The organism is Hydrogenophaga luteola (assembly GCF_042648585.1).
GTDB classification, from domain to species: Bacteria; Pseudomonadota; Gammaproteobacteria; order Burkholderiales; family Burkholderiaceae_C; genus Hydrogenophaga; species Hydrogenophaga luteola.
Genome location: NZ_JBHRXX010000002.1, coordinates 15,049 through 28,323, shown reverse-complemented (window position 1 = coordinate 28,323; position 13,275 = coordinate 15,049). Strand labels below are relative to the sequence as shown.

15 protein-coding genes are annotated in these 13,275 nt (G+C 66.2%); 3 read left to right on the top strand and 12 right to left on the bottom strand.

The window, feature by feature from the left end; translation table 11 throughout:
* Positions 1–25: 25 nt before the first annotated feature.
* The 8 genes from soxX to ACFOPI_RS03790 all read right to left on the bottom strand — a co-directional run bounded on the left by soxX (position 26) and on the right by ACFOPI_RS03790 (position 5,785).
* Complete coding sequence (soxX, locus tag ACFOPI_RS03825; protein WP_382171034.1) at positions 26–676, bottom strand: sulfur oxidation c-type cytochrome SoxX; 651 nt, start codon at positions 674–676, stop codon at positions 26–28.
* 17 nt (positions 677–693) lie between these two features.
* Complete coding sequence (gene soxA, locus ACFOPI_RS03820; protein ID WP_382171031.1) at positions 694–1,509, bottom strand: sulfur oxidation c-type cytochrome SoxA; 816 nt, start codon at positions 1,507–1,509, stop codon at positions 694–696.
* A gap of 125 nt (positions 1,510–1,634) precedes the next feature.
* A complete protein-coding gene (soxZ, locus tag ACFOPI_RS03815) occupies positions 1,635–1,946 on the bottom strand; it encodes a thiosulfate oxidation carrier complex protein SoxZ (RefSeq protein WP_079367098.1) in 312 nt (103 codons plus the stop codon).
* Positions 1,947–2,002: 56 nt separating this feature from the next.
* The gene (gene soxY, locus ACFOPI_RS03810) at positions 2,003–2,458 is read right to left on the bottom strand and encodes a thiosulfate oxidation carrier protein SoxY (protein WP_382171028.1); all 456 of its coding nucleotides are present in this window, start codon (positions 2,456–2,458) and stop codon (positions 2,003–2,005) included.
* 31 nt (positions 2,459–2,489) lie between these two features.
* The gene (locus ACFOPI_RS03805) at positions 2,490–2,822 is read right to left on the bottom strand and encodes a c-type cytochrome (protein ID WP_382171025.1); all 333 of its coding nucleotides are present in this window, start codon (positions 2,820–2,822) and stop codon (positions 2,490–2,492) included.
* Positions 2,823–2,904: 82 nt separating this feature from the next.
* Positions 2,905–3,894 carry a c-type cytochrome gene (locus ACFOPI_RS03800; RefSeq protein WP_382171022.1) on the bottom strand — a complete coding sequence of 330 codons (990 nt, stop codon included), beginning with the start codon at positions 3,892–3,894 and terminating at the stop codon, positions 2,905–2,907.
* Positions 3,895–4,071: 177 nt separating this feature from the next.
* The gene (gene soxC / locus ACFOPI_RS03795; protein ID WP_382171019.1) at positions 4,072–5,424 is read right to left on the bottom strand and encodes a sulfite dehydrogenase; all 1,353 of its coding nucleotides are present in this window, start codon (positions 5,422–5,424) and stop codon (positions 4,072–4,074) included.
* Positions 5,417–5,785, bottom strand: coding sequence for an ArsR/SmtB family transcription factor (locus ACFOPI_RS03790; RefSeq protein ID WP_382173049.1), 369 nt, complete (start codon positions 5,783–5,785; stop codon positions 5,417–5,419). The genes soxC and ACFOPI_RS03790 overlap by 8 nt, the downstream gene beginning before the upstream one ends.
* 336 nt (positions 5,786–6,121) lie before the next feature.
* Here ACFOPI_RS03790 and ACFOPI_RS03785 point away from each other — a divergent pair, with 336 nt between their 5' ends.
* The 3 genes from ACFOPI_RS03785 to ACFOPI_RS03775 all read left to right on the top strand — a co-directional run bounded on the left by ACFOPI_RS03785 (position 6,122) and on the right by ACFOPI_RS03775 (position 8,457).
* Positions 6,122–6,424, top strand: a complete 303-nt coding sequence (locus ACFOPI_RS03785) for a c-type cytochrome (RefSeq protein WP_382171016.1) — start codon at positions 6,122–6,124, stop codon at positions 6,422–6,424.
* 10 nt (positions 6,425–6,434) lie between these two features.
* Positions 6,435–7,715 (top strand): FCSD flavin-binding domain-containing protein, encoded by a 1,281-nt coding sequence (locus ACFOPI_RS03780; RefSeq protein ID WP_382171014.1) that lies wholly within the window; start codon positions 6,435–6,437, stop codon positions 7,713–7,715.
* Between the two features lie 118 nt (positions 7,716–7,833).
* Positions 7,834–8,457, top strand: a complete 624-nt coding sequence (locus ACFOPI_RS03775) for a c-type cytochrome (protein WP_382171012.1) — start codon at positions 7,834–7,836, stop codon at positions 8,455–8,457.
* A 180-nt stretch (positions 8,458–8,637) separates the two neighbouring features.
* Here the strand turns inward: ACFOPI_RS03775 and ACFOPI_RS03770 are convergent, their stop codons facing one another.
* The 4 genes from ACFOPI_RS03770 to gap form a co-directional block, all read right to left on the bottom strand.
* Entirely contained in the window at positions 8,638–9,885 is a 1,248-nt protein-coding gene (locus ACFOPI_RS03770; RefSeq protein ID WP_382171009.1) for an MFS transporter, read from the bottom strand.
* Positions 9,886–9,952: 67 nt separating this feature from the next.
* Positions 9,953–11,020, bottom strand: a complete 1,068-nt coding sequence (gene fba / locus ACFOPI_RS03765) for a class II fructose-bisphosphate aldolase (protein WP_382171006.1) — start codon at positions 11,018–11,020, stop codon at positions 9,953–9,955.
* Between the two features lie 31 nt (positions 11,021–11,051).
* Positions 11,052–12,248 carry a phosphoglycerate kinase gene (locus tag ACFOPI_RS03760; protein WP_382171003.1) on the bottom strand — a complete coding sequence of 399 codons (1,197 nt, stop codon included), beginning with the start codon at positions 12,246–12,248 and terminating at the stop codon, positions 11,052–11,054.
* A 10-nt stretch (positions 12,249–12,258) separates the two neighbouring features.
* The gene (gap, locus tag ACFOPI_RS03755; RefSeq protein ID WP_382171000.1) at positions 12,259–13,266 is read right to left on the bottom strand and encodes a type I glyceraldehyde-3-phosphate dehydrogenase; all 1,008 of its coding nucleotides are present in this window, start codon (positions 13,264–13,266) and stop codon (positions 12,259–12,261) included.
* Positions 13,267–13,275: the final 9 nt, after the last annotated feature.

Sequence of the window (13,275 nt, the reverse complement as noted above, 5' to 3'; positions counted from 1 at the left end):
CTTTTGCCGGTGCGGGCCCGGTCGGTCACTGGTTCACAGGCGACTTCGGGTCCAGCAACAGCGCCATCACGTGCTGCAGTTGCTGCTCGGAGAGGATGCCCTTGTGCCCCACCCGCGGCATCTGCGAACACGCGTTGTAGGCGCGCGAGTTCCACAGCTTGCCCCAGGTGTATTCCACGATGGGCTTCGCCGCGGCGCTGGTCGGGTCGGTCACGCCGCGCAGCTTGCCGTAGTTGTAGAGGCTGGGGCCGAGGTTGCCGAAGGAGATTTCCTTCTTGTCCATCTGGTGGCAGTTGTAGCAATTGCCGCCGTTGACATCGGTGGCCTTGTCGGTCCAGGTCAGGCCGCGGCCGCTCTGGGCGATCTTCTCGCCCTCCTTCCAGTCGCCCAGGAACTTGCCGTCGCTGGGCATCTTGATGGTCTTGAGCGCGGCCTCCTCGATGGCCTTGGCGGTCTTCTCGTCCAGCGGCTTGCCGGTCACGTCGGCGGCGCTGCACAGGCGGTTGGCTTCGTCCTGCGTGAGGTAGTCCAGCGTGGCGATGCCGTTGGGCTGGAACGAGGCTTTCACGACGCTGGCGTGCACCTGGTCGTAGTCGGTACCGGCACCGCCGGTGGAACAGGCGCCCAGCATGAGGGCCGCCAGGGTGGACAGGGCGATGGCAAAAGTGTTGTTCATGGGTCGTCTCCTGCGGATCAGCGCTTGATGGCCGGCACGATGGACTCGGCGCCCTTGGCGTTCACGCCCATGTACACCTGCAGCGCGATGGTGGCGTCGCTGCCGAACTTGGGTTCGGGGAAGCGCTGCTGGCGGTAACAGTCGTTCAGGCGCTTCTGCATCGTCCACATCTGCGAGTTGGACACGCGGTAGGCCGGCCAGGCGGCCACGCCCACACCGTCGCCCGGGTTCTTGGTCAGATTGGGCAGCTCCTGCAGGCGGATGCGGCCACCGTCCACGCCGTGGCAGGACGAGCAGGCGAAGTCGTGCGGACCACCGCGCTGGAAGAACAGGCGCTTGCCCACCTCGTACATGGTCTTTTCCTGGGCATGCGTTTGCGACAGGTTGAACCGCTCACCCTTGGACTGGGTCGCCACATAGGTGGTGATGGCCACCAGGTTCGCGCCCTCGCCTTTGCCGATCGACGGCGCGGCCTTGTAGAGCTCGGCCTCGTTGAAGCCTTGCAGCGTGACCATGCAGGTGATCAGCCGGGTCTCCAGGTCCTGCACCTTGCCGGTGTCCTTGAAGAAGCGCGGCAGCTCGGTGAAAACACCCTTGAGCACCCCTGGCCCCTTGCCCAGGTCGCACTGCTCCAGCGAGGCGTTCTTCGGGCCGCGCTTCTGCTTCCACAGCTCCTCACCCTTCATCTCGAAAAGTTCGGCCGGGTTGCCGTCCTGCAGCATCTCGCGGTACTTGTTGATGCCGTCGATGGCGGCGTTGCCCTGGGCCTGCACAGCGCCCAGCGCGATAGCACCACCCAGCAAAAGGGCGGCATGGCGAACGTCGAATGTCATGGGTGTCTCCTTCGTTGTGGTCTGGTCCGGAGCGGGTGCCACAGAGCCAGGGTCACCGCGGAACCGGCTCCGCCGGGCCGCAGGTGACGCCCCCCTTGGGGGGTCGCGCGAAGCGCGGCGGGGGGTTAGGCGATCGCGGCTTCGTCGGTGCGGCTGTCGCCCTTGTTGTCGACCCACTTCACCACGACCTTGTCGCCCTTGGCCGCGCCCTTGAACTTGAAGGACAGGAAGGGGTTCTGCGACACCGAGCCGCTGAACATGGCCTTGAGCACGGTCTTGCCGTTGTGGGTGGCTTCCAGGTCCTTGATGAAGTGGGCGGGGATGAGGGCGCCGGCCGCGTCTTTGCGGGTACCGGGCTCCATGGGGTGGGACATCAGCACGCGAACGGTGGTTTCGTCGCCGGCGAGGGCGGCACGGATGCGCATCGGATCAGCCATGATGGACTCCTGTCAATTCAATGAAATAGGGGAAGGTTCGGGACGTTCGGGGCCGATCAGCCGCCGCAACCGCCCAGGGTCACCTTGGTTTCCTTGGTGGCCGAGAAGAGCTTGCCGTCGGCCTTGACCACGGCGATCACGTTGGTGCTCTGGCCCATCTTCAGACGGGTCTGCACGTCGGCGGCGGTGCCGGCGGGGATCATGAAGGCGCACGACAGCGGGGTCGGGTTCTTCTCGACGATCAGGTACATCTCGGTGGTGTTGGGCAGCTTGCTGCTGGCACCCACGGGCACCACGGCACCGTTCTCGGCGATGTCGGGTGAGACCACGCTCACCTGGTCGCTGGTGGCGGGTGTGCCGCCGATGGCCTTGAGGGCGTCTTCCAGCGTCTTGACCTGGAAGCTGGCCTGGTCGACAGCGGCCTGGGCCTGGCTCTGGGTGACGAGGCCCAGCGAGACCAGCGTGGCGAACGCGCCGGTGGACTTGAGGGCGGTGCGACGGGTTTGGTTCATCTTGAACTCCTGTGAAAAGAGGGATGGGAGATTATTTGTCGGGGGCGCCGGCCAGCACCCACTCGGCAAGCAGCTTGAGCTCGTCGTCCTTCAGCGTGGCCTGGGGCGGCATGGGCACCGCACCGTACAGGCCCGAGCCGCCGGACTTGATGCGCGCAGCCACCACGGCCACGGCATCGGCCTGGCCCTTGTGCTTGGCCGCCACGTCCTTGTAGGCAGGACCAACGATCTTCTTGTCGGCCGCGTGGCAGGCCAGGCAGGCGCTCTTGGTCGCCAGGGCTTTGGCCGCGGCAGCGTCGACCGCGAAGGCGCCGACACACGAGAGCAGCGCGGCCGCCGACACGACGATTCGGGAAAGGTGCATGGTCATAGGTTAGTGGCTCCTTGGCGTGGGATGGATGGGGTTAACGAGTAAATCCGAATATTCAATCTGGCTTTTCGTTGGCTCACTTCGCGCCGGCGGCGATCCACTGGGCAATGGCCTTGGCGTCGTCGTCCTTGATCTGGGCCTGCGGCGGCATGGGCACCGCGCCCCACACCCCTGAGCCCCCGGACTTGATCTTGCCCACCAGGTAGGCCTCAGCGTCGGCCCGTCCCTTGTGCTTGGCGGCGATCTCGTTGAAGCCGGGGCCAACGATCTTGTTTTTCACGCCGTGGCAGGCGGTGCATGCGTTGGCCGCCAGCAGGCTGTTCACGTTCGGCCCCTTGCCGGCCGCCGGTTCGGCGGGCGCCGGTGTGGTTGCAGCCGCCGCGCTGACCAGCCCCTTGGGTGCCGGCTTGGTGGTGTCGGCACCGCGCACCGGGCCGATCACGCGGTTCTGCTGCTGGATGTTGCCGTGGGCGTCGCGGGCGAAGTCGGGCAGGAACGAATGCACCTTGGGGTCCACCGCACAGTCCTTCATGCAGGCCACGTTCTGCACATCGCCCTTGCCGTTGACCTTCCAAAGCGGTTCGTAGAAGACCATGCCGTTGCGGTTGGGCATGCGCTTTTGCACCTCGGCGATGTTCTTGTCGCTCAGCGTGAAGTCGGGCGGCACGATCTCGGCCAGGCTCAGCAGGTAGGCCGTCACCCCGTAGACCTCGTCGGGCTTGAGCGTCTTGGGGTTGTTCCAGGGCATGGCACGGTTGATGTAGTCCCACAAGGTGGAGAGCGTGGCCACCTTCATGATGGTGGTCTTCTGCGGCGCAGTGCTCTTGGCACCGTCGACCAATGCGGCCACGCGCCCGGTCTCGATGTCCTTCTTGGTGGTGCCGCCGATGATGGGCGTGAACACCTCGTTGGACTCGCCGAAGGAGCCGTGGCAGGAAGCGCAGCGCGACTCCCACACGGTCTCGCCCAGCGACACACTGCCCGCACCGGCCGGCAGGCCCTTGAAGTCCGGGCGCACGTCGATGTCCCAGGCCTTGACCTCGGTCGGCGTGGCGTCGCGGCCCATGTTTGCCCAGGGCTTGTCCTGCGCGAACGTGGAAGCGGAAGCAACACCAAGGGCGAGCGCAGCGACGCCGCGAGACAGTCCCAGAAAGCCGCGCAACCGGCTTTGCCGGGGCGCAGGCTTTGCCCCCTTGAGGGGGGATGTGTTTACACGAAGTGAATAAGCGACGGGGGTGTTCATTTAATAAACCTGCACGTTGGAGACTTCGCCGTTTTCACCCACCAACCAGCTCTGGATCGCGTTCTGGTGATAGACCGAGCGCGTTCCGCGCACGGCGCGCAACTGGTTGATCTTGGGTTGCACATAGCCGGTGCTGTCGATCGCGCGGGACTGCAGGACGGCGGGCTTGCCGTCCCAGACCCAGTCGATGTTGAAGCGCGTCAGCGCCTTGGGCAGCACCGGGCCCTCGATGCGTGCGGTGCGCCAGTTGCGGCCACCGTCCACGCTGACGTCCACGCGCTTGATCGTGCCGCGCCCCGACCAGGCCAGGCCGGTCACGTTGTAGTAGCCCTTGTCCAGCAGCGTCTGGCCGGCCGAGGGCGTGGTGATGACCGACTTGCACTCCTGGATGCCGGTGTACTGGCGGTGCGTGCCGTCGGGCATGTGGTCGATGTAGTGCACCGCCTCATCCTTGGTCGCCCACTTCTGGTCACCCACCTCGATGCGGCGCAGGTACTTGACCCAGCTCACGCCCTGGATGCCCGGCACCACCAGGCGCAGCGGGTAGCCGTTCTCGGGGCGCAGCATCTCGCCGTTCATGCCCCAGGCCACGATGCAGTCGTCCATGGCGCGATCGATGTCGATGGTGCGCGTCATGGACGAACCGTCGGCGCCTTCGGCCAGCACGTACTTGGCGGCCTTCTTGTCGTACCCGCACATCTCCAGCAGGGTGGACAGCAGCACGCCGGTGAACTCCGAGCAGCTGACCATGCCGTGCGTGTACTGCACGGTGGGCACGGCCACGTTGCCCCACTCGGTCGCCGTGTTGGCGCCGCACTCGATGAAGTGGATGCGCGAGACGCTGGGCAGGCGCATCAGGTCGTCCATGGTGAACACGCGCTGGCGCTTGACCAGGCCATTGATCATCAGGCGGTGCTTGGACGGGTCGATGTCCCACCAGCCCTGGTGGTGGCGCTCGAAGTGCAGGCCGCTGGGCGTGATGATGCCGAACAGCCCCTGCAGTGGCGTGAAGCTCACCGAGGCCTGGTCCACCCGGGTCAGGCCCGGGCTCTGGCGGCGGCGCAGATTGGTTTCCCACTTGCTCGGCTGGCCGTAGCCCGGGTCCATGGCCACCGGCTGGCCCAGGCCCGTGCTGTGCTCGGGCAGCTTGAGGATGGCGTCCTCACCCTCCGCGCCGGCCGCCAACGCCCGGGTGGCCGCACCGGCCGAGGCCGCGACACCGGCGCCCATGGCCAGCGCGTTGCCCATGAAGCGGCGGCGCGCCTTGCGGGCCTGCTCCAGCTTCTCGGCGCTCAGGAAATTCTCGGGCGCGGGCAGCACGCGCCCGATCACGTCGTTCAGGTCTTTAGACACTGGTGGGTTCCTTCTCGTTGGCAGGGAATGGGCGGGGCGCCACAGCGGCGTCCGGCCCGGGCGGGGACAGCTCGGCGTCGGCGCGGGCCAGCAGCTGCGTCGAGACCGTGCGACAGAGTTCGATGTAGAGCGGATCGGCCACCCGGTAGAACACCTGCGTGCCCTCGCGGCGGCGCGACAGCAGGCCGGCCTGGTACATCAGGCCCAGGTGGCGGGAGGCGTTGGCCTGCGCCAGACCGGTCTCGCGGATCAGTTCGTTGACGCACTTTTCCTCCTGGCACAGGGCGTGGAGGATGCGCAGGCGCGTGGGCTCGCCGAGCACGCTGAAGTAGCGCGCCACCGACTCGAACACCGACTGCATGCTGTCCACCTGGCCTGTCTCCGGAAGGATTTGATTTCAATCAATCAACTATATGATTGATTGCCTATATACAGATTAGTGTAAACCCCGATTCCTTCGCATCGCTGACAGACGGCGCCCTCTTCGCCACTGTTTCATGGCCACCGGACTGACGACGGGCTGACAAATGCCGCGCATTTCGCCTTGTTTTTTCTAGGGTTTTCACCGTTCAGGCGGCATTTTTCCCGGTGCTAGCATGAAGCATCTAAATATGCGAAATCACTGATGCTTGGCCTTCAAACCCAGGGGCTCTGCTACAGTTTTTGACACCCTTCCCCAACCCCAGTGGAGACAACGATGGTCAAGACGATGAAATGGCTGACGGCCGGCGCACTGTGCGCCGCCGCCGTGGGAGCGCAAGCCCAGGTGAACCAGGTGCGCGTGTGGGCGGCCGCCTGCGCCAACTGCCATGGCACCGAGGGCCGCGCGCTGCAGGGCAACGAACCGCTGGCGGGCAAGGACAAGGACGAGCTCTACCAGAAGCTGATGGACTTCAAGAGCGGCCGCAAGCCCGCGACCATCATGCACCAGCTGTCCAAGGGCTACTCCGACGCGCAGCTCAAGGACATCGCCGCCTACTTCGCCGCCCAGAAGAAATAAGGAGCCCACCATGCAACGTCGTCAATTTGTTCAGACCCTGGGCGCCGGTTCGGTCCTTGCGGGCATTGGTGGTCTCGCCGGCTGCGCCTCGGGCGGCGGCTACGGACCCAAGGTGGTGGTGGTCGGTGGCGGCTACGGCGGCGCCACCGCCGCCAAGTACGTGCGCATGTTCTCGGACTACGGCATCCAGGTGACCCTGGTCGAGCCCAACGCAGCCTTCGTCTCCTGCCCCATCTCCAACCTGGTGATCCAGGGCAGCAAGACCATCGCCGATGTCACCACGCCCTACGACAACCTGGAAAAGCGCCACGGCGTGAAGATCGTGCGCGACATGGTCAACAGCATCGACACCGAGAAGCGCGTGGTGAAGCTGGCCGCCGGTGGCGAGCTGCCCTACGACCGCCTGATCCTCTCGCCCGGCATTGACTTCATGTGGGACACGGTGGCCGGCATGACCAAGCCCGGTGCGCAGGACAAGGTGCTGCACGCCTGGAAGGCCGGCCCGCAGACGGTGGCGCTGCGCAAGCAGCTCGAGGCCATGCCCGACGGCGGCGTGTACGCGCTGTCGATCCCGCTCGCTCCGTACCGCTGCCCGCCCGGGCCCTACGAGCGCGCCTGCATGGTGGCCAACTACTTCAAGAAGGCCAAGCCCAAGAGCAAGGTCGTGATCTTCGACGCCAACGACGACATCCAGTCCAAGAAGGGCCTGTTCATGAAGGCCTGGGACGAGCACTACAAGGGCATCATCGAGTACCGCCCCAAGCACAAGGTGGTCGAGGTCGACGCGTCCACCAACACCCTGAAGTTCGAGTTCAACGACGACTTCAAGGCCGCGGTGGCCAACGTGGTGCCCAACATGCGCGCCGGCGACATCGCCGTGCGCACCGGCCTGGCCACCGCCAACAACCGCTGGTGCGAGGTGGACTTCCTGACCTTCGAGTCGAAGGCGAAGAAGAACATCCACGTGCTGGGCGACGCGATCCAGATCGCCCCGGGCATGCCCAAGTCGGGCCACATGGCCAACCAGCACGGCAAGACCTGCGCCGCGGCCGTGGTGTCGCTGCTGCAGGGCAAGGAACCGCCGCAGCTGCCGATCTACGCCAACACCTGCTACAGCTTCGTGACCGACGAGGACGTGGTGCACGTGGCCAGCGTGCACCGCTACGACGCCGAGAAGAAGACCATGCTGACCGTGCCGGGCTCGGGCGGCGTGTCGACAGCCGCGAGCGAGCTGGAAGGCCGCTACGCCCACGCCTGGGCACGCAACATCTGGGCGGATACATTGGCCTGACCCCCCGCGCCGCCTTCGGCGTCACCCCCCTGCCAGGGGGGCGCAGCCAGCGGCCCGGCGAAGCCGGTTCCGCGGCTGCCGCTGGCGGCATGCACCGACCCCTTCAACCCGTCCGGACATGAACGCTCGTTCCTCTTTTCTGAACATCACGCGCACGACCTTCGCGTTGGCAGTGGCGCTCTCTTTCTCGGCGGGTGCCTTCGCCCAGGCCGACGAGGCGCGGGCCAAAAAGATCGCGGGCGGTTCCTGCTTCCTGTGCCACGGCGCGCAGGGCGAGTCGACCAGCGAGGTGTTTCCGCGGCTGGCGGGCCAGCACGCCGAATACATCACCAAGCAGCTCACCGCTTTCAAGAGCGGCGCGCGCAAGAGCACGGCCATGGTGGAGATGGTCAGCAAGCTCACACCGGACGAGATGCTGGCACTGGGCAAGTACTACGAGAAGTTCGTGCTCCCGCGCGAAGAAGCCAAAGACCCGCAGCTCGCCGCCATGGGCCGCTACATCTTCCACAACGGCAACAAGTTCAGCGGCGTGCCAGCCTGCGTGAGCTGTCACGGCACCAACGCCGAGGGCGCGGCCAACCTGCCCCGACTGGCGGGCCAGATCCCGGGCTACATCCACACCCAGCTCAAGTCATTCAACAAGCGCGAGCGCACCAACGACAACGCGGTGATGCACGCGGTGGTGGAGAAGATGACGGAGCTGGAGATGGCGGCCGTCGCTGAGTACGTCAGCAGTAAGTAGTTCGCCCCCACGCTCCGCCGCTGCGCGGGTCGCTGCCCCCCGAGGGGGCGCGAATTCAGCTTGGGGCGGCCCGGCGCTGAATTCGAGTCCCCCCCCCGCGCCGCCTGCGGCGTCACCCCCCAGGGGGCGATGCGTGTGGCCCGGCGGAGCCGGTTCCACCGCATCCTCGAACAAGGCACTTCAAGTTGCGGCGACGGCCTTGTTCGCGCGCACCCGCCGGTACAGCCAGCCGGCAATCGCCAGGTTCAGCAGGTTCCAGGCGATGCCGTTGATGAAGGCGGCGTCGTAGCTTCCGGTCAGGTCGAAGATCCAGCCCGAGAGCCAGCCGCCCAGGGCCATGCCGATCAGCGTGGCCATGATCACCGCGCCGACCCGCGCGCCCACCTCCTGCAGCGCGAAGTGCTCGCGCACGATGATGGCGTAGGACGGCACGATGCCGCCCTGGAACAGCCCGAACAGGGCCGAGATCACGTACAGCGGCACCATGCCGTCGAAGGGCAGGAACAGCAGCAGCGCCACGCCCTGCAGCGCCGAGCCCAGCAGCAGGGTGCGGATGCCGCCGATGCGGTCGCAGATGAAGCCCGAGACCAGCCGGCTGACGATGCCGCTGGCCAGCATGAGCGAGAGCATCTCGGCCCCGCGCGCCGCGCCATAGCCCAGGTCGGTGCAGTAGGCCACGATGTGCACCTGCGGCATCGACATCGCCACGCAGCAGCCCACGCCCGCCACACACAGCAGCCACTGGGCGCTCGACGGGCTGAGACCGAAAGGCCGGCTGCGGTCTGCGGCTGGCGCAGCGCCCGCCGTCACCACAGCTTGCGGCGGCGCCAGCGGTGGCCGCTGCCGCATCAGGCCCGACAGCGCCAGCATGCCCAGACCACAGACCAGGCCCATGATCGTGTAGGTGGGGCGCCAGCCGATGGTCTCGATGCCGTGCTGCACCAGCGGCGGCCAGAGCGCGCCGGCGATGTAGTTGCCGCTGGCGCAGATCGCCACCGCGATGCCGCGGCGCCGGTTCCACCACTGCGAGGTGTCGGCCAGCAGCGGGGCGAAAGTGGAGGCGCCACCGAGCAGGCCGAGCAGGCCGTGCGCAAGGCCGAAGGTCCAGATGCTGCCGGATTGCGAGGCCCAGAGAAAGCCGCCCGCCACAGCCAGCGCCCCCACCCACAGCACCTTCATCAGGCCGTGCCGGTCGGCCATGCGGCCGGTCCAGATGCCACCGATGCCGAGGCACACCATCATGAAGGTGTAAGGCAGCGAGGCGCTGGCGCGATCGATGCCGAACTCGGTCTGCACCGTGGGCAGCACCACCGACACCACGTACATGCTGCTGTTGCCCAGCACCACCAGGCCCAGGGCCACCAGCAGCCGCCAGGCGGCCTGGCGCGAATCGATGACGGAGGGGTCGGCGTGCAGGGGTCGGTTCATCCCCGCAATCTAACGCAAGGGCTGCGCCACCCGATGTCCCGCGGGCAGCTCGCATTGCCCGGGCTGTTCATGCCACCTGCGCGGCCAGCTCGCCCTTGTCGTAGCGCTTCTGCATCGCTTCCAGGCTGTGCACCTTGGTGATCTTCGACGCCATGCCCGCGGCCCCAAACGCCTCGTAGCGCGCCGCGCAGATCGCCTGCATCGCCTTAGTGGCTTCCTTGTAGAACTTGCGCGGGTCGAAGTTCTTGCGGTCCTCGGCCAGGTGCTTGCGGATGGCGCCGGTGCTGGCCATGCGCAGGTCGGTGTCGATGTTGACCTTGCGCACGCCGTTGCGGATGCCTTCGACGATCTCTTCCACCGGCACGCCGTAGGTCTGGCCCATGTCGCCACCGTACTGGTTGATGATCGCCAGCCAGTCTTCGGGCACGCTGGACGATCCGTGCATCACCAGGTGCACGTTGGGGATGCGCTGGTGGATCTCTTTCACGCGGTCGATGCGCAGCACCTTGCCGCTGGGTTTGCTGGTGAACTTGTAGGCGCCGTGGCTGGTGCCGATGGCAATCGCCAGCGCGTCCACCTGGGTCTTGCTCACGAAGTCGGCGGCTTCATCGGGGTCGGTCAGCAGCATGGAGTGGTCCATCTCGCCTTCTGCGCCGTGCCCATCTTCTTCGCCGGCCTTGCCGGTTTCCAGCGAACCCAGGCAGCCCAGCTCACCTTCGACCGACACGCCGCACGCGTGGGCCAGGTCCACGACTTGTTTGGTGGTGTTGACGTTGTATTCGTAGCTCGACGGCGTCTTGCCATCGGCCAACAGGCTGCCGTCCATCATGACCGAGCTGAAGCCCGACTGGATGGAGCGCAAGCACACGCCGGGCGTGGCGCCGTGGTCCTGGTGCATACACACCGGGATGTGCGGGTACATCTCGATCGCGGCGGCGATCAGGTGCCGCAGGAAGGGCTCGCCCGCGTAGGAGCGCGCGCCCGCCGAGCCCTGCAGAATCACCGGGCTGTTGACCTTGTCTGCGGCCTGCATGATGGCCTGCACCTGCTCCATGTTGTTGACGTTGAAAGCCGGCAGGCCGTAGCTGTTTTCAGCGGCGTGGTCGAGCAGCTGGCGAAGGGAAATCAGGGCCATGAAGTTGTCTCCGTTGAAATGAAAAATCAGGTCAGGGTTCGGCGCGGCGCGCCAGCACCTCAAACGCCGGCAGCGTCTTGCCTTCCAGCACTTCGAGGAAAGCGCCGCCGCCGGTGGAGATGTAGCCCACGTCCTTCTCGATGCCGTACTTGGCAATCGCGGCCAGCGTGTCGCCACCACCGGCGATGCTGAAGGCGCTGGACTCGGCGATGGCCTGCGCGATCACCTTGGTGCCGTTCTCGAAGGCCGCGAACTCGAACACGCCCACCGGGCCGTTCCAGACGATGGTGCCGGCCTGCTTGAGCTTCTGTGCCAGCTTGGCCGCGGTCTTGGGGCCGATGTCCAGGATCAGGTCGTCGTCGGCCACATCGGTGGCGGCCTTGACGGTGGCGTCGGCGTCGGCCGCGAAGGCCTTGGCGCAGACCACGTCTTCGGGGATCGGCACCTCGGCGCCGCGCGCCTTCATGGCGGCGATCACCGCCGTGGCTTCGCCCAGCAGATCGGGTTCGGCCAGGCTCTTGCCGATCTTCAGGCCCGCAGCGAGCATGAAGGTGTTGGCGATGCCGCCACCGACGATCAGGCCGTCGACGTTCTTGGCCAGGGCCTGCAGGATCGTGAGCTTGGTGCTGACCTTGCTGCCAGCGACGATGGCCACCAGCGGGCGCTTCGGGTTCGCCAGGGCCTTGCCGATGGCGTCCATCTCGGCCGCCAGCAGCGGGCCGGCGCAGGCGATGGGTGCGGTCTCGGCGATGCCGTAGGTCGTGCCTTCGGCGCGGTGCGCGGTGCCGAAGGCGTCGTGCACGAAGATGTCGCAGAGCTTGCCCAGCTTGGCGGCCAGCTCGGGCTTGTTCTTCTTCTCGCCCACGTTCAGGCGGCAGTTCTCCAGCAGCACGACCTCGCCGGGCTGGATATCGAAGCCGCCATCGACCCAGTTGGCCTGCAGACGAACCTCGGTGCCGAGCAGGTCGGATAGGCGCCGAGCCACGGGCGAAAGCGAGTCCTCCGGTTTGAAGTCACCCTCGGTAGGGCGGCCCAGGTGGGAAGTGACCATCACGGCCGCACCGGCGTCCAGCGCCATCTGGATGGCGGGGATGCTGGCGCGGATGCGCGTGTCTTCGGTGATCTCACCCGCATCGTTTTGCGGAACATTGAGATCGGCTCGAATGAAGACGCGTTTGCCGCGCGCAAAGCCGCTGGCGCACACATCGCTGAAACGGAGGAACTTCATCAAGCCCTCCTCAGTTCGCGCCGACGTGCTGGACGAAGCGCATCATGTTGCAGGTGTAGCCGTACTCGTTGTCGTACCAGCTCACGACCTTCACGAAGCTCTTGTCCAGCGCGATGCCGGCGTCGGCGTCGAAGATCGAGGGCATGGAACAACCGCGGAAGTCGGTGGAGACCACCTTGGCGGTGGTGTAGCCCAGCACACCATTGAGTTCACCTTCTGACGCTGCCTTCATGGCCGCGCAGATGTCGTCGTAGCTCGCCTCGGTGTTCAGCTCCACCGTCAGGTCCACCACCGACACGTCCGAGGTCGGCACGCGGAAGGCCATGCCGGTGAGCTTCTTGTTCAGCTCGGGCAGCACCACGCCCACCGCTTTGGCGGCACCGGTCGAGCTGGGGATGATGTTTTCCAGAATGCCGCGACCGCCGCGCCAGTCCTTGCTCGACGGGCCGTCCACGGTCTTCTGCGTGGCAGTGGCCGCGTGCACCGTGGTCATCAGGCCGCGCTGGATGCCGAAGCGGTCGTTGAGCACCTTGGCCACCGGGGCCAGGCAGTTGGTGGTGCAGGACGCTGCGGAGACGATGGCTTCACCCGCGTACTTGGTGTGGTTCACGCCGAACACGAACATGGGCGTGTCGTCCTTGGACGGCGCCGACTGCACCACCTTTTTCGCGCCCGCGTCCAGGTGCTTCTGACAGCTGTCTTTGGTGAGGAAAAAGCCGGTGGATTCGACCACCACATCGGCGCCCACCTCGTTCCACTTCAGGTTCGCCGGGTCCTTCTCGGCCGTCAGGCGGACCTTCCTGCCGTTGACCACGAGGTGATTCCCGTCCACGGCCACAGTGCCCTTGAAGCGGCCGTGCACCGAGTCGTGCTGCAGCAGGTAGGCCAGGTACTCGGGTTCCAGCAGGTCGTTGATGGCGACGACCTCGATGTCCTTGAACTCGGCCTCCTGCGCGACGGCGCGGAACACCATGCGGCCGATGCGGCCGAACCCGTTGATACCCAATCGAATGGTCATGACTCGTGT

Excerpts from the sequence above, each read along its gene's own strand:
- soxA (WP_382171031.1), bottom strand. The coding sequence starts at position 1,509 with ATGACATTCGACGTTCGCCATGCCGCCCTTTTGCTGGGTGGTGCTATC.
- ACFOPI_RS03805 (WP_382171025.1), bottom strand. The coding sequence starts at position 2,822 with ATGCACCTTTCCCGAATCGTCGTGTCGGCGGCCGCGCTGCTCTCGTGT.
- ACFOPI_RS03800 (WP_382171022.1), bottom strand. The coding sequence starts at position 3,894 with ATGGGCCGCGACGCCACGCCGACCGAGGTCAAGGCCTGGGACATCGAC.
- ACFOPI_RS03760 (WP_382171003.1), bottom strand. The coding sequence starts at position 12,248 with ATGAAGTTCCTCCGTTTCAGCGATGTGTGCGCCAGCGGCTTTGCGCGC.
- ACFOPI_RS03775 (WP_382171012.1), top strand. The coding sequence starts at position 7,834 with ATGAACGCTCGTTCCTCTTTTCTGAACATCACGCGCACGACCTTCGCG.
- soxX (WP_382171034.1), bottom strand. The coding sequence starts at position 676 with ATGAACAACACTTTTGCCATCGCCCTGTCCACCCTGGCGGCCCTCATG.
- soxY (WP_382171028.1), bottom strand. The coding sequence starts at position 2,458 with ATGAACCAAACCCGTCGCACCGCCCTCAAGTCCACCGGCGCGTTCGCC.
- ACFOPI_RS03790 (WP_382173049.1), bottom strand. The coding sequence starts at position 5,785 with ATGCAGTCGGTGTTCGAGTCGGTGGCGCGCTACTTCAGCGTGCTCGGC.
- soxZ (WP_079367098.1), bottom strand. The coding sequence starts at position 1,946 with ATGGCTGATCCGATGCGCATCCGTGCCGCCCTCGCCGGCGACGAAACC.
- gap (WP_382171000.1), bottom strand. The coding sequence starts at position 13,266 with ATGACCATTCGATTGGGTATCAACGGGTTCGGCCGCATCGGCCGCATG.
- ACFOPI_RS03785 (WP_382171016.1), top strand. The coding sequence starts at position 6,122 with ATGGTCAAGACGATGAAATGGCTGACGGCCGGCGCACTGTGCGCCGCC.
- ACFOPI_RS03780 (WP_382171014.1), top strand. The coding sequence starts at position 6,435 with ATGCAACGTCGTCAATTTGTTCAGACCCTGGGCGCCGGTTCGGTCCTT.
- fba (WP_382171006.1), bottom strand. The coding sequence starts at position 11,020 with ATGGCCCTGATTTCCCTTCGCCAGCTGCTCGACCACGCCGCTGAAAAC.
- ACFOPI_RS03770 (WP_382171009.1), bottom strand. The coding sequence starts at position 9,885 with ATGAACCGACCCCTGCACGCCGACCCCTCCGTCATCGATTCGCGCCAG.